Here is a 19438-nt window from a genome sequence, read left to right as displayed (position 1 = left end):
TGTTACGGTCTCCGCATGACCCAGATCTCATCCGAACCTGAGCTGGGCGGCGGCCCGACGGAGCCGATTCTCTGTTCCGTCGCAGACGGTCTCGCCCGCATCACCTTGAACAATCCTCGTCGCAAGAACGCGATCACCCTGGACATGGCAGCCGAGATCTCGGCGTTCTGCGACCGCGTCGAACGGGATACGACCATCGGTGCCGTGGTCGTCGACGCGAACGGGAGCTATTTCTGCAGCGGCGCCGACACTCGCGACCTCGCATCCTCGTCCACCGATCCCGCTTCTCCCGAAGCGGTACAACGCACGTCGGCGGTCTACAACGCCTTCGTACGCATCGGGTCGCTCCCGGTACCCACCGTCGCCGTGGTGACCGGTGGCGCTGTCGGGGCAGGTCTGAACCTCGCCATGGCCGCCGACATCATGGTGGTGACGCCCGAGACCGTCCTCGACAGCGGCTTCTCCGCTCGGAACATCCATCCGGGTGGCGGCCACATCTCCCTGCTGGGACGTGCGATGGGTTGGTCCGGCGCGATCGCCCTCGCGGCGTGCGGACAGTCCCTGAGCGGATCCGACGCCGTGGCACGAGGACTCGCCTACATCGCTGTGGCCGCCGAGGACATACCGGCGACCGTCGAGCAGCTCACCCGCACGGCCGCAGCCGATCCCGAACTGACGCGACGCATCATGACGAGCGCGCGCCTCGAACTCGGCCCACCCGCCGTGAGCTGGGAATCGGCGCTGGAGATCGAACGCGGCGTGCAGATGTGGTCGATGGCCCGGAAAGGCCACGCATCGTGGTCGTCGCGAGGACCGGGCCGCTCGTGACCGCCACCGGAACCGAGCACCTCGAGGACATCGACTCCGGGCTCGGGCACCTCCGCGCCGAGGTACGGGCCTTCTTGTCCCAGGAGATCAGCACGGGCCGGTTCGTTCCCGACACGGACAGCTGGATGACCGGGTTCGACCCCGACTTCAGCGCTCGTGTGGCCGGACGAGGCTGGCTCGGCATGACGGTCCCCACGGAGTACGGCGGGCACGGACGCAGCCCGCTCGAACGTTTCGTCGTCAGCGAGGAGATGCTCGCGCACGGCGCCCCCGTCGCGGCACACTGGATCGCCGACCGCCAGATGGCACCGAGCATCCTCGCCAACGGATCGGAAGAGCAGAAGCAGCGGTACCTTCCGGAAATCGCCTCGGGCCGAGCCTTCTTCGCCATCGGCATGAGCGAACCCGACGCAGGCTCGGATCTGGCCTCGGTGCGTACCCGCGCCGTCGACAACGGCGGTTCGTGGACGATCACCGGCACCAAGGTCTGGACCACCGGAGCCCACCTCGCGCACGCGATGGTGCTACTCGCCCGCACCGACGGACAACCGGGCGACCGCCACAGCGGCCTGTCCCAGTTCGTCGTCGACCTCCCCAACCCCGACATCGAGATCCGTCCCCTGCGGAGCATCGACGGACAGGCACATTTCAACGAGGTCGTCTTCCACGGCGCGCAGGTGCCGGCATCGGCTCTCCTCGGCAAGCGCGGAAACGGCTGGACCCAGGTCATGGGTGAACTCGCGTTCGAGCGATCCGGTCCCGAGCGCTATCTGAGCACGATGCCCCTGCTGCGCGCATGGGCGGCCCACCTCGCGGAAAACGGGGCGACTCCCGCACAGAGACAGACCCTGGGCACTCTCACAGCCAGGGCGTGGGCTCTGCGCCGGATGTCCTTGCGGGTCGCGGCCGAGCTCACGGCCGGCCGCAAGCCCGACATCCTCGCAGCGATGGTGAAGGATCTCGGGTCGACCTTCGAGGGCGATCTGGTCGAAGCCGTGCGGGCTTCGAGCAACCTCGTCGCCCGGCGCGACGGAGCCGATCCGCTGACGCGCATGCTGGCCCACAGTGTTCTGCACACACCCGTGTTCACCCTCAGGGGTGGCACCAACGAGATTCTGCGCGGGATCATCGCGCGCGGATCGGAGGTTCGATGAGCGAGTTCACCACCGAGCTGGCGGAGACCACCGCGGCGATCATCGAGCACGTGGGGGTCGATCCGGCCACGCCTGCGGACGGCATGTCCGGCGCGCTCTGGACGCAGCTCGTGGACGGCGGCTTCGTCACCGTCGGCGTACCGGAAGCCGCCGGTGGGGGTGGCGCGACACTCGGCGACGCACTCGCAGTCGTGACGACCGCAGCGCGGCACGGCGCAGTGGTGCCCCTCGTCGAGCACGGCATCCTCGCAGCCTGGCTCGCCGCCACAGCCGGACACGAGTTGACCGCGGAGATCGCGACCGCGGCACGAGGGGACGGTCGATGCTCGATCCACCGCCGGGGCGACACCCTCCTGTTCGACGGCACGGTGACGGATGTCCCCTACGCGGCCGACGCGGACACCCTCGTCGTGATCCTCCCTCCCGAGAACGGCACGGACGGTTCCTCGGTCGCCGTCGTGTCGATGTCCGGGGGCGGCGCCGACGTCTCGGCAGAAACCGACCTGACCGGTGTTTCCTACGCCGACATCGTCTTCCGGGACGCACCGGTCGTCTTCCACGGAAGTTCACCGGTTCCCCTCACCGAGTTCCGGCACCGTGGCGCTCTCGCCTACGCGGCCGCGACGGCGGCTGCAGCCACGGCAGTACGGGACCACACCGTTCGCTATGCATCCGAGCGCCTCCAGTTCGGGCGCCCGATCGCGAAATTCCAGGCCGTCCAGCAACAGCTGGCACAGCTCGCCGCCCGGACCACAATGATGGAGATCGCCGTCGACTCCGCGATCGCCACGCACGACGACCCGGAGATCGGCCCGCTCACGACAGCAGCCGCGAAAGTGGTGACCGCGATGTCCGCGCACTCCGTCGCTGCCGCCGGCCATCAGATCCACGGTGCCATCGGCACGACCTCCGAACACCACCTCGGCCGCTTCACCACCGCGTTGTGGAGCGGGCGCGACCGATTCGGCTCCGAGCAACTCTGGACGGAGGACCTCGCGAGCCGGATCCTCGACGACGGCATCGACGTCTGGGACGTCGTCACCGGAACACGAACAGAGCACGACAGCGCATCGACGGCGTACAGGAGCCCGGCATGAACGTCTCCACCTCCCCCGGTCACACGCCCACATCGACGGCCGATTCCGCGATCGACGGTCGTGCCGCGTGGCGGGCGGCCGATCGCAGCACCGGAGTCGGCGCGCTCGCCGGACTCCGGGTACTCGACCTCAGCAGGGTCCTCGCCGGGCCGTACACGGCCCAGACCCTCGCCGACCACGGCGCCGAGGTGATCAAGGTGGAGGCGCCGTCCGGCGACGAGACACGCGGATGGGGACCACCTTTCGACGATTCCGGCGAGAGCAGTGCGTACTACGCGGGTCTCAACCACAGCAAGGACAACATCTGTCTCGATCTCCGGACCGACGCGGGCCGCGAAGTACTGTCGCATCTGCTGCGTGGCGCCGACGTGGTGATCGAGAACTTCAAGGCCGGCACCATGACTCGTTGGGGATTCGACTACGAGACCGTGCTCGCCGAGGAGAATCCCCGGCTCGTCTACTGCAGGGTGACCGGGTTCGGTGTGGACGGGCCGATGGGCGGACTACCCGGATACGACGCGGTGCTGCAGTCCTTCGGTGGCCTGATGAGCGTCAACGGCTATCCCGACGGCAATCCCTTGCGTGTCGGAGTTCCGATCGTCGACATCGTCGCGTCCCACATGGCGGTCAGCGGCATCCTGCTCGCGCTGAGGGAGCGGGACAGCAGCGGCCGCGGTCAACTCGTGGACATCACCCTGCTCGACTCGGTGATCTCGCTCCTGCACCCCCACGCATCGAACTGGGTCTCGAGCGGGAAGGTGCCCCAGCGCACCGGCGACTACCACCCGACGGTCGTGCCGTATCAGGTCTTCGCTGCCCTCGACGGTGACTTCTTCATCAGTGCCGCCAACGACCGGCAGTTCCGCTCCCTGGTGACCGTCCTGGGCAGGCCGGATCTCGCCGACGACCCGCGATTCGTCTCCAACGGCGTGCGGTCGCAGAATCGCGACGAACTCGCGACCCTGCTCGGCGGTCTCGTCGCCGGATGGCGACGCGACGATCTCGCGGTCGAACTCGAACGCGCCGGTGTCGCGGCCAGCCCGGTCAACACCGTCGACCAGGCCCTCACTGCGCCCCAGACCGTTCACCGCGGGCTCTTCCTCGACACCGTCGACTATCGTGGCCTGGGTGTGCCGATAAAGCTCGGGCGGACGGCCACACGGACACCCAGGACGGCGGTTCCGCTCGGAACCGACACCGAAGCGGTGCTGTGTTCGATGGGATACAGCGCAGACACTGTCGCCGCTCTGCGGGCCACCGGCGCGCTGGGCCGTTCACGAACGACGCATGCGGGGACGACCCGGGAGGACGACGCAGGAGAGGACCGAGGTGAGCCCACGAGCGATGCGGACCGGTGACGACGTCACCGAGCCCGGTCCCCCGGCAACCGTTCGCGGCGCCGACTGGGTCGCCACCGAGATCGAGCGGATGATCGTCACCGGTGATCTGCTCCCCGGCCAACCGATCCGTCAGGAGCAGATGGCAGAACGGCTGGGAGTCAGCCGGCTCCCGATCCGGGAAGGACTACTCCAGCTCGCCTCGCAGGGGCTCATCGAACATCGCCGCAACGCCGGGTACACCGTCGTCCGGCTCGAGCAGTCCGAGTTCGACCAGATCTACCTGATGCGCGATGCCCTCGAACGGGAGGTTCTTGCCTCCCTCCCCGCCCTGGATGCCGACGCGCTCGCCGAGGTCCGCAGGCTGGGCGAGCGCGTCGCCGAGGCGGCAGAACGTGGAGACCTGCTGGAGATGCGCCTGGCGAACCAGGACTTCCACTTCGCCATGTTCGACCGCTCGCCGCTCGGTCTGGTCGTCTCGGAGATCCGCCGATTGTGGCGACTCGCGATGCCGTATCACGCGGCGTATCTCTTCGATGCCGAAGTGCGCCGACGTGTGATCGCGGAACACGATGCGATGATCGACGCGCTCGCCGACCACGACAACGAGCGTCTGATCGGCCTGATGAACGAGCATCGCCGCGGCGGTGAAGCCGGCACGAGCATGCTTCTGCGGAACACCGCTCGCGGAGGTTCGTAACTCGGCACCCCACGGGTGACGGCCGGCCCGGGGCAATCACGCCGGGCCGGCCGATCGGGTCACCTCATGCCGTTCGAACGGCCCCCAACAGCTTCTTCAACGGAACCGTCTCGTCCGAGAGCAGTTCCCGGGACGGCCGGTGCCCACGTGCGAGCGCGGACCGCAGTGCGACGAAGTCGGCGGGCGCGTTGACGCATTCGGCGGCGAGCAGGCGGTCGTCCTCGAAATAGAGTGCGACGCGGCGCCGAGGCTTGCTCGGATCGGTACGGACCAGCACCTCCGTGTGCCCGCCGATCATTCCGACGATCTGCAGTTTCCACGGCCCCTGGTCGGACCAGAACCACGGCACGGGCCGTTCGACTGCCTCACTTCCGAGCAACGTCGCAGCTGCCACGTTCGCCTGCTCGGTGGCGTTGTCGACGGATTCGAGACGTACCCGGGTTCCCTCACCCGTCGTCTGCACGGTGCAATCACCGATGGCGAGGATTCTCCCGTCCGAGGTCACACAACGCTCGTCGACCAGGACGCCACGATCGCAGGCGAGGCCGAGTTGTTCTGCGAGTTCGGTGCGCGGTTCCGCACCGACCCCTACGAGGACCGTCGCTGCAGCGATCTCGCGACCGTCGTCGAGACGGACCGCACGTACCCGATCACCGTCGAGTGGGATCTCGACGGGTTTCGCATCGAGGACGACGTCCACGCCCATCTCCCGGTGCGCCGCGAGCAGGAACTCGGCCGTTCCTGCTCCGACAGCACGACCCATCAGCTGCCGGCCCGCCTCCACCACCGTGACAGCGACACCCAGTCCCCGGAGTGTGGCGGCGACCTCGACTCCGACGAAACCACCGCCGATGACCACGACCGGTCCGGCAGTGACACGTTCCGCCAGTCGGTGTGCATGGTCGAGTCCACGCAACACCAGGACGTCCCGGTGGTCGGAACCGGGAATCGCCAATCGTCGTGCCCGAGCGCCGGTGGCGAGCACGAGCCGATCGAAGGCGCGCGTCCCGACGGACCCGTCGGAGCGCTCCAGGTGCAGCGTGACGCCGTCAACGTCACGTTCGACCCGGCGGACGGTTGTACCCAGCAACACTTCGATCTCGTTGTCCGAGTAGTGATCTTCCGCACGTAGCATCAGCCGGTCCGGCGTCGACTCCCCCTTCAGCCATGCCTTCGACAAGGGCGGCCTGTGGTAGGGCGGATGCGTCTCGTCACCGATCAACGTCAGAGGTCCGGTGTACCCGCCGGACCTGAGCCGATCGGCCAGTTGCACCGCCGCGTGCGAGGCACCGACGACCACCACACTGCGTGGTGGTGCGCCGGTGCCGGCCCGGTCGCCGGTCATCTCACGCCTGTTCATCGGGGATCGTCACGTGCAGGTCGACCCCCTCGCGGAGAATCAACTGGCACGACAGTCGTGACGAGTCCTCACGATCACTCGCGGTGCAGTCCAGCATGTCGTCCTCGTCCTCCGAAGGAGCATCGAAATGATGCCGGTCCTCTTCGGCGAGGTAGACATGACAGGTCGCGCACGAGAGCGAACCACCGCACTGTCCGACGATCCCGGACACACCGTTGCGGACGGCTGTCGACATCACGGAATCGCCGGGCACACCGTCGATCACGCGTTCCGTCCCGTCCGGTTGGACATAGAACACCTTGGGCATGTCGGGTCCCTACCAGGTGACGGGGAGATCGACGATGGGCTGTGTGAGGTTGTCGTTGTCCACCACTGCCTCACCAGCGAGCCTGAGGCCCGGGAGCCGCTTGAACAACTCGGTGATCGCGACCTGCATCTCCATCCGCGCCAGTGGTGCTCCGAGGCAGTGGTGCAGGCCGTAACTCAACGTCAGGTGCGGGTTGTCCTTTCGACGTACGTCGAAGGTACCGGGGTCCGAGACTGCGACCGCGTCGTGATTGACCGAAGCGGGATCCACCAGCACGGCCTCCCCCTCGGCAATGACCTGGCCGTCGATCTCCACGTCCTCGGTGGCGACGAACGGAACGAGCCCCCCGCCTCCTGCAACGGTGTCGTAGATGGACATACGGCCGTTGCGGAGGATCTCCTCGACCGCAGTGGGTGCCACGGCGTCGACATCCTCGAGGAGGACCGCCAGCTGGTCTGGGTTCTTCAGGAGCGACAGGACACCGGAGCAGATGAAATTCGCCGTGTTGTCGAAGCCTGCCACGATGAGGATCATCGCGATGGGAAGGATCTCCCCGTCGGTGAGCGAATCGTCCTTGTCCGGCGCATTGGCCAGATCGCTGAGGAGGTCCTCCCGGGGATTCTTGCGCCGATCCTCGATCAGAGCACTCAGGTACATGAAGAGTTCGGTCATGTTCTGCACGACCTCGTCCTCGGGCATGTTCGCCACCGCGAGCGTGGCAGCGCTCCACTTCTGGAACTTCGGACGATCCTCCGGCGGAACGCCCAGCAGGTTGGACAGCATCTGGATCGGCAACGCCACGGCGTAGTCGCTGACCAGATTCGCCGGCGCACCCTTGTCCACCATCTCGTCGATGAGCTCGTTCGCGAACTCGACCGCAGATTCCCGCATGGCGCGCACGCGCTTCGGGGAGATGGACTTCTGTACGAGTTTGCGAAGTTTGGTGTGGTGCGGCGGATCCTCGAACTGGATCGTCGACTTCAGGAAGTCCGGGAACTCCACGAAGTAGGGCACGGCCCGCTCACCGGTCCGGAAGGGCTTCCGAACGAAGCGGGGATCGCTGAGCATGTCGCGGGCTGCAGCGTTCCGGTGGATGACCCAGACGTCACCGCCGATCGGCATCGTCATCTTCGTCATGGGCCGCTCGGCCGAGATGGCGACGTACCGCTGGACGGCATCCTGCGGAGGGACGGCCGCGAACGGGTAGGAGGTGTCGACCACCCGGCCGGTGGGAGTCGTGGACGTTTCCGTTGAGCTCACTGTAATTCTCCTGGGGCTGAACCGATGTCGGGAGATTCCGCTCAGGACGAAGCGGGAACCTCGGCGGGGGCGACGACCTGCGGCGCAGCGTCGGCGGTGATCGCCATGATCTCCTCGAACCGCTCGGCCACCGTGTCGACCGTAAGATCGGGGTCGTGGATGCCCACCGTGTTGACCAGAGCGAGACGGTTGACGATGCCGCCGGCGACGTTGAACACCTCACCGGTGACGGTGCAGTCCGGGTGGACCAGGTATGCAGCGACCGGAGCGACATGCTCGGGGCGCAACTGGGTGCGCATGTACTCCATCACCTCGGGCGACAGGGTGTCCGCAGACGCCTCGGCCATCCGGGTGCCGGCGCCGGGAGCGATGGCGTTGACCTTTACCCCCGAGGCGAGACCTTCGACCGCCAGGTTCCGGGTGAGGCCGAACAGTGCGCCCTTCGATCCGCCGTAGTGCGACATGTCCGGATTACCGAGCATCGCTTGGGAAATGGTGTTGACCACGCGACCGGCAGGCGACTTCAGCAGGTGCGGCCAGGCCGCACGGCACAGCCGGAGCGCACCGAAATAGTGGACGTCGAGATGACGTTGGTACTCCTCGTAGGGAACTTCGTCGAACGGTGCGGTACGCACGATGCCCGCGTTGTTGATGACGGCGTCGAGCCGGCCGAATTCCGCCAGGGCGATGTCGACGAGGGCGTTGGCGCCTTCCTCCGTCGAGACGTCGGCCGCACATGCCACGGCACGTCCACCCGCCGCGGTGATCACCGCGGCGACCTCCGCTGCCGGGTCGTCGCCGTCGACGCCGGAGCCGTCGATGGTGGCACCCAGGTCACCGACCACCACTGCGGCACCACGCGCGGCCAGCAGTTCGGCGTGGGCGCGGCCGATTCCGCGACCTGCTCCGGTGATGACGACCACGCGGTCGTTGAAATCCAATGTCATGATGTGTCCTCGGATGTGGTGGGAAGTGTCGGAGTCAGGGACGGGTGTCGCCGCCGCTCACGGAAACGTCTGCTGCCCAGATGGTTCCCAGTGCTTCCCGAGCGGACTTCTCGAAGTCGAAGACCTCGACACCGACGGTCATGTAGAGCGTGGTGCGGTCGGGGCCACCGAGCAGGCAGGCCGAGGCGACGCCGTTCTCGAGCGGGACCGGAACGGCGTCCGTCATGCCGTCCTCGGTGAAGCGGGCCACGTAACCGCTGCCGGGCATCGCCGCCCACACGCCGCCCTCGGTGTCGAGTCCGATTCCGTCGGGAAGGAACGGGCAGGCGGCGAACGGACGAGGATTGGACAGTGATCCATCGGCGGCGCGGTCGATGACCGTCAGTCTCTGCGCCGTCACCTCTGCGGTGTAGACCTTCGTTCCGTCCGCGCTGATGGTAATGCCGTTGGCGCACATGAGCGGTCCGACCTCATCGGCCGTGGACACGGTCCCGTCGGGCTCGACGACGATGATCGGGGACGCCACCGGCTCGGCACCGGCGAACAGGTCGAATCCGAGCTGGGTGACGTATGCGCGGCCCTCCGCGTCGACGACCATGTCGTTGATGGGGGCCGGCGCGAGTGCGGAGACATCGGCGAGTACCTCGAGGTCGTCGGGCCCCTTCCCGCCGTGGACGAGGACGAGCTTCTCACGCATGGAGGTGACGATCAGCCGGCCGTCCGGGAGCCATCCGAAACCGCCGAGGTGGATCGGAACGTCGGTCCCTGCACGACGGCCCGACGCGTCCACGACGACCGTCGCGTTGCCGTCGGCGTCGAGGGTTTTCAGTGTCGAGGTGTACATGTCGGTGAACCAGAGGGCGCCGTCGTGCCAGCGCGGGCACTCGGGCCACGAGAACCCGCTCGCGATCTTGCGGGGTTCGACGATGCGCGCCTTCGCCTCTGCGACAGCGGCGGCGGTGTCGGCAACTACGTTGGTCATGTCGTGCCTTCCAGTGAGAGGGACCGGGCGCAGATGTCCACGGTGGTTCTGCCAACGCGACGAGGACGACCCGGGAGAGGGCCGTGAACTACGTCACAACTACGTTCACGAGGGACATTAGGTCCCGGAAAATCCCGCATACGGGGTGCATCCCGCTGAGCGGTCAGCTTCCTTTCGCGGGCGTGCCGAGCACGCTCTTCATCTGCCCGGCGACAGATTCGTCGTCCACCGGGGCACAAGGCGGACGAGCCGATCGAGGATGTTCGCGTCCTGGCCGATGACCACGCGGAAGCTGCCCTTCTCCATTCCGGAGACGATCAGCTCCGCTGTCCGCTCGGGTGTCGTGGCACGCACCTTGCGACCACCCGCATCGATCATCTTCACGCCCGAGTTGCCGCTGAGATTCGTACTGATGTTGCCCGGGAAAACGGTCGTGACCACCACGCCGGTATCCGAGAGTTCCTGGTACAGACCCTCGCTGAACTGTTTGACCGCTCCCTTGGAGGCGCCGTAGACCGTCTGGCCTGCGAACGGGACGAGACCGGCCAGACTGGCGATGTTCACCAGCGAGGCCTCCGGGCGCTGCCGGAGCTCGGGCACGAATGCCAGGCACATGTTGACCACGCCCCAGAGATTGACCTGCAGAACGCGTTCGATCTCGCTCCGTTCGAGTTCGAGGACCGGGACGAACCGGTGGATGACGCCGGCAACGTTGACGAGACCGTCTATCCGTCCATGTTCGGCGAGGACGGCTGCGGGCAGCGCATCCACCGCCACCCGATCCGTGACGTCCACGACGTGCAGCGAGACCTTCGCGTTCCGGTCACCGGTGAGTGCCTGCGTCTCGCGCAACCACTCCTCTTTCAGATCAACGAGCGCGACCCGGGCTCCCCGTTCGAGCAACGTCAACGCTGTCTGCCGTCCGATACCGTTTCCGGCTCCCGTGACGACGACGACCTTCCCGTCCAACCGCATGCGACACCTCTCCCTGTCCGGTGGCGCACCGCGCGACACCACCCGTCTCTTCGTCTACCGGGCAGACGTCCTCGGATGTTCGGAGCCGACCGCACAGCGGGAGACCGAATGTGGTTCGTCCTCGGATCACGTGTCCGCGGTGGCCCGGCTCTCCTTGCCGTTGTGCTGCACGGAGCCGGTGTGTTCCACGGAGTCGTTGTGCTGCACGGACCCCAGATAGGCGTGTTCGATCCGGCCGGGATCGGCAGCGAGCGATGCCGCGTCCTCCGACAGCACCACCGACCCGTGCACCAGTACGGCGGCACGGTCGGCGACATCGAGCGCAAGGCGCACATGCTGTTCGACGAGGAGCACGGACATCTCCCGCTCCTCCACCAACCGCCGTAGCACCGAAAGGATCTCGTCGACGATCACGGGGGCCAGGCCCATACTCAGTTCGTCGATCAGCAGAACCTTGGGCCGCTGGAGGATCGCCCGGGCGATCGCCAGCATCTGCTGCTCGCCACCCGACAGGCGACCCGCGGCGACACGGAGCCGCTTCTCCAATGCGGGAAAGTATTCGAGCATCTCGTCGACGGCGCCGGAACGGCGACGGCGATCGTGTACCGCGAGCCGGACATTGTCGGTCGTGCTCAGTTCTCGGAAGAGTGCCCGGTCGTCGGGGACGAGGACCATTCCCGAACGCACGGCATCACGCGGCCGGCCCGGAACCACATCGAGTCCGTCCACGACCACGTCGCCACCGAACCGGGGTAGCAACCCGGCGAGGGAGAGCAAGAGCGTGGTCTTGCCGGCTCCGTTCGGTCCGAGCAGGCAGGTGATCGTTCCCTTCTCCACGCGTAGGTCGACGTCCCGGACGCAGGGACGCTGCGGTAGGTAGCCCGTCGAGAGTTTTCGAATCGTCAGTCCGCTCACGAGAGCGCCTCCTGGGGATCGAGGGCCGGTGCGGCCGCAGATGCGGGAACCGTGTCGTGCCCGGTCTCCGCCGGAGCAGGCGGCAGGCCCAGATACGCGCTGATCACAGCTTCGTCGGCCCGGACTTCCTCCGGTGTACCGCATGCGATCACCCGCCCCAGATCCAGGACGACGACGCGGTCGCAGATCGTGAGGACGAGTTCCATGTCGTGATCGACGAGCAGGATCGACGTACCGGCGTCGCGAGCGGCGCGGAGCCGGTCGCCGAGCCAGCGGCTCTCGGAGCTGTCGAGGCCTGCGGCCGGTTCGTCGAGCAGCGCCACTTTCGGCGACGAGACCAGCACGCGGGCCACCGACACCAACTGACGCCTGCCTTGGGACAGGGTCGACACCTCGGCATCCGCGACATCCCCGAGACCCACCGTGTCGAGGACCCTGCGCACCCGCTCCGAAACCGCTACCGCGGAGGACTCGTGTCCTCTCGCCGCACCGACGGTCACGTTCTCGACGACCGACAGGTCGTCGTACAGTTCGACGTCCTGGAAACTGCGGCCGAGCCCTCTCCTGCTGAGGCGGTAGGGCCGCAGATCGCTGACGTCCTCCCCGTCCAGGACGACGGCACCGGTCGCCGGAGCGAAGCCGGTGACGGCGTCGATGACGGTGGTCTTTCCCGCACCGTTCGGCCCGATGAGCCCGACGATCTCTCCGGCACGGACATTGAAGGAGACCCCGGACACCGCGTGCACCGCACCGTATTTCACATCGAGGTTCTGCACGGACAGGAGCGGGCCACCCGTCTTCGACGCCGGCACCTGCGCGGCCACCGGTTCGACCTCGCGGGCGTCCGCTGCTCCGTCGAGGGACGTCCTCCGCCTCGACGGCCAGGGGATCCGTGGCAGCTTCCCGGCGATACCGTCCGGATTGACCATGATCGTGACGATGAGCAGAATTCCGCTGATCACCGCGTAGTAGTCACCGACGTGCAGGAACCGGTCGACGAGCAGGAACAGCAGTCCGCCGGGCGCGATGATCCCGGCCAGCACTGCACCCGTGATCGACGTGATGCCGGCGATGTACATGATCGCGAACAGGGTGATTCCGAGGAACACCGTGAAGGGTTCCGGTGTCGCCAACGTCTGTTGATACGCCATGAGCGATCCGGCGAGTCCGGCAAGAAAGGCGCCGATGGCGAATGCCGCCAACTTCGTTCGGGGGACGTCGATTCCGGATGCCGCGGCAGACCGCTCGTTCGCCCGGACCGCGAGCATGTCGGTCCCCAGGCGGCTGCGCCGTAGCCATGCCACCCCGAGTGCCGCTGCGACGAGCACCGCCAGGCACATCAGGGCGAAGGCGAGTCGTGGATAGCCCTCCCCCGCACCGATCCCCAGATCGAATCCGAACAACCGAGGGCTGTCGACGGGAGCACCCGCGACACCGCCGTTGAGTTGCGGGTTGCGGAACCAGAACGCTTCCAGGAAGACCGCCAGCGCCAACGTGACCACCGTGAGGGGCAGACCGCGCACCCGAAGGGCCGGCAGCCCGATCACGATACCGATCACCATCGCGAACAGCGCACCGATGAGCGGCGCGAACGGGAACGGGATCCCGAGATGCGTGTTGAGGACACTGATCGAGTAGGCACCCACTCCTGCGAGCGTGAGCTGCGCCAGCGACACCTGCCCGGTATAGCCGGTGACCACCACCTGGGACAGTGCGATCACGGCGAAGATGATGCTGCTGATGATCGCGGCGCGATAACTGCCCCCGGTGACGAGCAGCGCGACGACGGCGATCGCGACGGCCACGAGCGCGGGAGCGAGGATCCGCTCGGGACGAGGCGCGTGACCGAGCCTTTGGCGGACGACACTGCCGCGATCGGGCAGCGGTCGTCCTTTGAAGACGAGGAAGACGAGGATCAGCAACAGCGGGATGGCCTCCGCCGCACCTGCTCGCGGGAACCAGTCGAAGGTGGCCTGCAGGTTCGTGGTCTCCGCTTGCAGCGCCCCGATCACGATTCCTGCAACCACGGTCAGCCAGATCGACCGGAAGTTCCCGACGAGGGTCGCCGCGAGGGCGGGAACGATGAACATCGAGTACGCAACGGGATTCAGGGCCACGATCGGCGCTATGAGGATGCCACCGAGGCCGGCCACCACGGACGACAGTGCCCAGTTGCTGAACGCGATCCGATCCGGTGAAAGACCCGTCAGGTAAGCACCCTTCTCCGACTCGGCCGCCGCCTCCGTCGCGATTCCGAAGCGACTGAACCGGAACACCAGTGTGGCCACCAGAGCTATCGCGATGATCGTGGCAGCCAGCCAGATCCGGTCGGTCGGCGCCTGCCGGGCGCCGATAGCGATGCTGTCGAGAGCGAAGATCGGTTCCACAGCCACGATCTCGGTCCCCACACGCAGGGCGATCAATGCCTGCAGCACGATCATCAGACCGATGGACGCCACGGCCTTGGCGATCACCGGTGCGTCACGGAGCGGCCGGAAGATCAGAGCATAGAAGATCAGGCCGAGCAGCGCCGCGATCACGAGCGACAGGGCCATCGCCGGGGCGACCCCGAGCGGTCCACCGAGATCGACCGTTCGGGGCAGCCCCGGAATCGGGACCATCAGCTCACCCGTACGCAACAACGCATACGTGTAGGCGGTGTAGAGGGCCACGGCACCGGTGGCGAAGTTGACGACGCCGGAACTCTTGAACGTCATCACGAGTGCCAGCCCGATGGCTGCGTACACGGCTCCGTTGCCGAGACCCAGTACGAGATAGGCGAGATGGTCGGTCATGTCGTGTCCTTGTGGGATTCGGCCGGTCCGTCAGCCCGTGACCGTGAGGTCGACGGGAATACCCTGATCGTCGATCTCACCGATCAGCATCTGCGACGAGCAGATCGACGGCATCATCGGGAATGCGGTTCCGTTGCAGGTGAAGGTGATTCCTCCGCCGGCCGGCATCTCGACGTTCTCACTGGTCCGAAGTGCCTCACGGATGGATGCCGCGTCGACCTCCCCGGTGATGCCGTCCGTTGCGCCGGCAAGAGCCATCACGGTCTGGTAGCCGGTCGAGCCGTATCCCGTCGGGGACAGGTCAGGGGCGTACTCGGCGAGAATCGACCGGAACAGTACGGTGTCCGGCCGGTCCGACAGCGCATCCGTCGCGGTGATTCCGATGTTGCCCTTGACGTTGTCGATACCGATCGCCTTGACCACGTTCTCGTCCAGGCAGGTCGGGATCAGCACCTTCTTCACGGTCGGCGCTGTCGTCTGCACGGCCTTCAGCACCGAAGTGCAGGTGGCGGCGTCGCCGATGAAGCTGACCCCATCGGGGTTGTCCGCCAGCCCGGCTGTCACCACGGGGGTCGGATCCGGAATGCCCAGAGCGACCGGAACCACGTCCAGCCGAACTCCGAAGCCCTCGAAGATCGGCTTGCCCATCTGGTCGATCATCGCCGCGATTCCACCGCCGTCACTGGCGAACATCGTGAACGTCGACATCCCTTCCTGCTGCGCTGCCGTCGCGGCCGCGGTCAGTGTTCCGGGAAGGCCTGCGGACAACGATGCAACCTCGGGTGAGGTCAGTTCGATCGGTGCGACACCGTTGAGCGTGACGTACGGGATACCTGCCCCGATGACGATCGGAACGATCGCCGGGCCCATCGATGTACCGGGCGACAGCACGGCCGCCACCTGCTGTTCGACGAACTGGTTCGCGCAGGCCGTCGCCGACGTGGGCTCCTCCTGCTGCTTGCAGACGACGAGATCGACCGGCCGGCCCGCGAGTCCGCCACCGTTGTTGTTGAGGTACTCGACCGCGGCCTCGGCTCCCTCACGCATCTCCGGCAGCGATACAGCGGCACCCCCTTCGGTCGAGACGAAACCGATCTTCACCGGTTCGCCGGTCGCCGGGTCGCTCGGCAGGGCGGAGGTGGATGAGACCGCCGCCGCTGTGTCGTCCTGCGGTTCGTCGCTTGCACATGCTGCGAGGCCGAACATTCCGGCGAGCAGCAATGCGCTCGTTCCCGCAACCGTCCGGAACTGTCGATTCCGACCGCTCGAATTCATAACGCGGACTCCTTCAGAGGATGGTGATGTCCGACCGGACGAGATGCCGGACACATTTCTTCTCGCCCAGTGATCTGCATCACCCCCGACGTGGACGCTGAATTATGTGCGCACGCTCGAGGCCGGTGGACGGTGGTCTCCCGTTCAACGGGAGGAGCATCCGGGCGGTCCGTTCAGCGGGAGATGCGAGTTCTGTTGCCGACGTCTGCCGTCATTCTCCACTCGGGAGTTCCTCGCCCCGCTCGTCGCGTGCAACTTCTGCTTCATCACCGGGACCGGTCCGACAAGGAGATCCATGAGCAAGCCCCCGCGTTTCGCTTTCACGAAGATATTCGTCGACGACATCGAGACCGAAGCCGCTTTCTATACAGCAGTTTTCGGCATGAGGGAGAAGAACCGACTCACCGTGGGGCAAGGGAAGGACGCCGTGGAGGAGATCATCCTCACCAGCGACCGGGGTGATGACTCCTCACTGATCGTGTGGCGGTACGTCGAGCGAGCCACTCCCCCGGCGGGAGAGGCCGTGCTCGGATTCGACGTGGCCGACGTCGCCGCCACCGTGCGTACGGTCGAGGAGGCCGGCGGGACCGTCGACACACCGATCGAGAAGATGTCCGACCTCGGGTTCGCCGTCGCCTTCGTCAAGGATCCCGAGGGACACCTCATCGAGATCACCCAGAAGCTGTAGACAGCCGACCATCCGAGCCAGGGTGCATCCACGCTGCCGGCACGGCGACTCGGCAACGAACCCATGCCTCGGCGCCACTCTCCCGTGTCCAGCGCGGGCAGGACACGGGAGAGCGAGCTCTCATCGCACTTCGAGAGGAGCTTCCGCCGGATAGCGGCCGGGTGCCATCTTGTAGAACTCGGTCAATGCCGCCACGAACGCCATGTCGTTCATCGGATCGCCCGGCTCGTCGACGGCATGACCCTTGGCACGCATGTCGTCGATCAGGATGCCGAAGACCTTGTCGGGGGTCAGGTCGTCGGTATGGTCCTGGTAGCGGCGGACGTCGTCGATGTCGTCGAACAGCAGAGCCGTGTAGTGGACGAGCAGCCGCATGTCGGCCTCGCCGAAACGGCGGATCTCCTCGTCTCCGTTGCGGACCGACCACTCCGCGTCCCCGACGGCGTGCAATCGGGTGGTCATGTCCAACTCGGGATAGTCACGCTGATCCCTTGCCCCGTTGGATTCTCTGCGGTGGTACATCCGGGAGTTGTCCGTGAGGAATGCGGTGTTCCAGAACGGGGCCGCGATCCGAGCAGGGTCCTCGTCCGGTCCGTCCGGCCAGTACGTGAAACCCCCGTCGATATCGGACCGGTTGAAATACGTGAGGACCTGGGCCGACTTGACCTCCCACGAGTCGAAGAGGCCGGATTTCGACATGATCGCCAACAGCCAGATCGGCGTGTTGAACAAGCCCATGCCGCGGAACACAGCAGTGTCGAAGTGTCCCGGATCGTAGCTGTGCGACGGCCCGCACAGGTTGAAGAGCAGGTCGTGCACCATGCCGTACTTCGCTCCGTGGAGCGACCGTGCGGTGTCGAGAAGCTTACGCCCGAAGTAGATGTCGTGTAGTTCGGGATAGAAGACCACGCCGTCGTTGCCGAGGAATCCCCGGAACACCGGTGCGACGAAGTCCGACAGTGTCGCGTCCGCTTTACGATCCTTCCCACCGGAGATCGCGAGATACTCCTCGGTCGACGAGAAATGATGAGCAAGGATGAGACGCCACGGGCCGTTCTTCCGGATCACGGAGAAGATCGTCTCGATCTCCTCCGGTGTGTAGAAGTTCTCGATCACGGACGGTGGCGCCACGGGAATCATCGGATGACGCTCGAGGGTGGTCATTGGGGCTCCTCTCTGCCGCGGCATCAGCCCCGGCGGAACGGTGATCCGCGTGACAGTAAGCACTTTCGATCGCATCGAATCTGACGGATTCCGAAGAGCGGGAGGGTTTCCCGTCGAGATCGCCTGCCTTCTACCCACGTGCAGCGGCGGCACCTGCCCGACGGCCGAAGAAGCTGCCGTCGCCGAGACTGGCACCGCTCGCGTAACCGCCGGCACAGACGCCTGCGGTGCACCGCCCGGCCGCGAAGAGACCCGGTATCGGCTCTCCCGAGATGTGCAGCACGCGGGAGTCCGTGTCCGTCTTCAATCCGCCCAGGGGGAACCCGCTCGTCATACCTCTCAGGTCGAATGCGGCGATCGGCGTTCCGATCGGCCGCACCCATTTCTCGTTCTTGGAGAACAGCGGGTCGGATCCGTCCTCGGCGTGCATGTTGTAGACACTCAGTGTCGAGGTCAGCGTTCCGGCAGGGAGGCCCATCTCCGCCTCGAGTTCTGCGGCCGTTTCACATACCCACGTCGGTTGCGGACCGGCCGACACCCCTCCCAGCACCTCGTCGTACGCGCGTTGATCGAGGATCAGGAAGGCTTCGTTGTTCTGATGGAAGAGCATCGCCTGCCCGATCCGCCCCGGATAGGTGTCTTCCGTGATGAACCGCTGTCCGTGCGCGTTGACGATGATTCCGCGCACCATGAGCTGAGGTGACGTGTGGACGGCGACCTCGGCAGCATCCATGTGCGCCGTCGCAGCACCGAGCGCTTGTCCGATCCGGATCGCCCGACCGTCGTGAGCGTCGATCGCAGATCCGGGCCGCCCGAGGAGGGCCGGCACGTGATCGCGCACCATCTCCTCGTCGAATGCGAAGCTCCCCATTGCGAGCACGACACCGCGGTGGGCGCGGATGGTGATCGTCGTGCCGTACCTGCGCGCGACCACACCCACGACCCGGCCGTCGTCGTTCACGACCACCGTCCGGACCCGAATGTCGTACTCTGCTTTCACACCCAGTTTCTCGGCTGTCTCGGCGAGGGGCTTCATCAGCATGTACCCGCCCCCGCGCTCACCGGTCTTCTTGTTGTCCATCTTCGGTAGATGTCCACGCGGAGCCGGAGGAATCACGCCCGCGAACGGTGCTGCGTTCTCGCCTCCGGAGTACATCAGCCCTTCGTCGTGCGCCGGCTCCCAGCCGGGCTCGCCCCAGAACTCCTCCTTGAACGGAACCCCGGCTTCGACCAGCCAGTTGTAGTGGTCGACACTGCCCTCGCAGTACGCGTCGACCTTTGCTTCGTCCACGGCGGGGCCCAGCGCAGCCTTCATGAATGCCTTCATGTTCTCGACCGTGTCGTCGAAGCCGCACGCCTTCTGCAACGGTGTTCCGCCGCCGAGGTAGATGAATCCACCTGCCATCGATGCTGCGCCGCCCCAACCGCCGGACCGCTCGAGGACGAGGACGTCGGCGCCGACACGCGCAGCCTCGACAGCAGCACTGACACCGGCAATTCCGTAGCCGGCGACAACGACGTCTGCGGAGAGATCCCACGTCGAGATCTCGGATTCGGGTACGGGACGCACGGAATCGTCGGACATCGTGTTCTCCTCGAAGTAGCGGAAGGGCACTCGGCCGCACGGTCCCACTCTTCCGGCGCAAATGGGACG

General features: G+C 66.3%; 17 protein-coding genes. 6 read left to right on the top strand and 11 right to left on the bottom strand.

The annotated features are described in order from the left end of the window. Positions 1-15 precede the first annotated feature (15 nt). Genes B9C99_RS18505 through B9C99_RS18485 form a run of 5 tightly spaced genes read left to right on the top strand, consistent with a single transcriptional unit; the run spans position 16 to position 5116 of the window. Positions 16-828 (top strand): enoyl-CoA hydratase/isomerase family protein, encoded by an 813-nt coding sequence (locus B9C99_RS18505; protein ID WP_016695989.1) that lies wholly within the window; start codon positions 16-18, stop codon positions 826-828. Then, the gene (locus B9C99_RS18500; protein WP_051033106.1) at positions 825-1982 is read left to right on the top strand and encodes an acyl-CoA dehydrogenase family protein; all 1158 of its coding nucleotides are present in this window, start codon (positions 825-827) and stop codon (positions 1980-1982) included. Before B9C99_RS18505 ends, B9C99_RS18500 begins: the two co-directional genes overlap by 4 nt. Further along, on the top strand, positions 1979-3079 hold the full coding sequence (locus B9C99_RS18495) for an acyl-CoA dehydrogenase family protein (RefSeq protein ID WP_088898877.1): 1101 nt from the start codon (positions 1979-1981) through the stop codon (positions 3077-3079). Before B9C99_RS18500 ends, B9C99_RS18495 begins: the two co-directional genes overlap by 4 nt. Beyond that, entirely contained in the window at positions 3076-4437 is a 1362-nt protein-coding gene (locus B9C99_RS18490) for a CaiB/BaiF CoA-transferase family protein (protein ID WP_088898876.1), read from the top strand. The genes B9C99_RS18495 and B9C99_RS18490 overlap by 4 nt, the downstream gene beginning before the upstream one ends. After that, on the top strand, positions 4424-5116 hold the full coding sequence (locus B9C99_RS18485; protein ID WP_088898875.1) for a GntR family transcriptional regulator: 693 nt from the start codon (positions 4424-4426) through the stop codon (positions 5114-5116). The genes B9C99_RS18490 and B9C99_RS18485 overlap by 14 nt, the downstream gene beginning before the upstream one ends. A 64-nt stretch (positions 5117-5180) precedes the next feature. Here B9C99_RS18485 and B9C99_RS18480 read toward each other — a convergent pair whose 3' ends face one another. The 9 genes from B9C99_RS18480 to B9C99_RS18440 form a co-directional block, all read right to left on the bottom strand. Continuing rightward, a complete protein-coding gene (locus B9C99_RS18480; protein ID WP_253250124.1) occupies positions 5181-6476 on the bottom strand; it encodes an FAD-dependent oxidoreductase in 1296 nt (431 codons plus the stop codon). After that, positions 6463-6783: a 2Fe-2S iron-sulfur cluster-binding protein gene (locus tag B9C99_RS18475; RefSeq protein WP_016695983.1), complete on the bottom strand. Its 321-nt coding sequence runs from the start codon at positions 6781-6783 to the stop codon at positions 6463-6465. Before B9C99_RS18475 ends, B9C99_RS18480 begins: the two co-directional genes overlap by 14 nt. Positions 6784-6792: 9 nt before the next feature. Continuing rightward, positions 6793-8043 (bottom strand): cytochrome P450, encoded by a 1251-nt coding sequence (locus B9C99_RS18470; RefSeq protein ID WP_225623619.1) that lies wholly within the window; start codon positions 8041-8043, stop codon positions 6793-6795. A gap of 41 nt (positions 8044-8084) precedes the next feature. After that, positions 8085-8990 carry an SDR family NAD(P)-dependent oxidoreductase gene (locus tag B9C99_RS18465; protein ID WP_088898872.1) on the bottom strand — a complete coding sequence of 302 codons (906 nt, stop codon included), beginning with the start codon at positions 8988-8990 and terminating at the stop codon, positions 8085-8087. Between the two features lie 34 nt (positions 8991-9024). Then, a complete protein-coding gene (locus tag B9C99_RS18460) occupies positions 9025-9972 on the bottom strand; it encodes an SMP-30/gluconolactonase/LRE family protein (protein WP_088898871.1) in 948 nt (315 codons plus the stop codon). Between the two features lie 198 nt (positions 9973-10170). After that, positions 10171-10947 (bottom strand): SDR family oxidoreductase, encoded by a 777-nt coding sequence (locus tag B9C99_RS18455; RefSeq protein ID WP_143543572.1) that lies wholly within the window; start codon positions 10945-10947, stop codon positions 10171-10173. A gap of 126 nt (positions 10948-11073) precedes the next feature. Further along, positions 11074-11862, bottom strand: coding sequence for an ABC transporter ATP-binding protein (locus B9C99_RS18450; protein ID WP_225623620.1), 789 nt, complete (start codon positions 11860-11862; stop codon positions 11074-11076). Continuing rightward, entirely contained in the window at positions 11859-14657 is a 2799-nt protein-coding gene (locus B9C99_RS18445) for a branched-chain amino acid ABC transporter permease/ATP-binding protein (RefSeq protein ID WP_088898869.1), read from the bottom strand. Before B9C99_RS18445 ends, B9C99_RS18450 begins: the two co-directional genes overlap by 4 nt. Before the next feature lie 30 nt (positions 14658-14687). Beyond that, on the bottom strand, positions 14688-15932 hold the full coding sequence (locus B9C99_RS18440; RefSeq protein ID WP_088898868.1) for an ABC transporter substrate-binding protein: 1245 nt from the start codon (positions 15930-15932) through the stop codon (positions 14688-14690). Positions 15933-16227: 295 nt separating this feature from the next. Between B9C99_RS18440 and B9C99_RS18435 the strand changes: the two genes are divergently transcribed. Continuing rightward, positions 16228-16620, top strand: a complete 393-nt coding sequence (locus B9C99_RS18435) for a VOC family protein (RefSeq protein WP_088898867.1) — start codon at positions 16228-16230, stop codon at positions 16618-16620. 120 nt (positions 16621-16740) lie between these two features. On the opposite strand, the gene B9C99_RS18430 is transcribed toward B9C99_RS18435, so the two are convergent. Together B9C99_RS18430 and B9C99_RS18425 are read right to left on the bottom strand one after the other, a co-directional pair. Then, the gene (locus tag B9C99_RS18430) at positions 16741-17784 is read right to left on the bottom strand and encodes a hypothetical protein (protein WP_088898866.1); all 1044 of its coding nucleotides are present in this window, start codon (positions 17782-17784) and stop codon (positions 16741-16743) included. Positions 17785-17914: 130 nt separating this feature from the next. Then, a complete protein-coding gene (locus B9C99_RS18425; RefSeq protein ID WP_088898905.1) occupies positions 17915-19369 on the bottom strand; it encodes an FAD-dependent oxidoreductase in 1455 nt (484 codons plus the stop codon). Positions 19370-19438: the final 69 nt, after the last annotated feature.

It is taken from the genome of Rhodococcus sp. BUPNP1, from assembly GCF_002215235.1.
Lineage (GTDB): Bacteria > Actinomycetota > Actinomycetes > Mycobacteriales > Mycobacteriaceae > Rhodococcus.
This window is presented reverse-complemented; position numbering and strand designations above follow the sequence as displayed.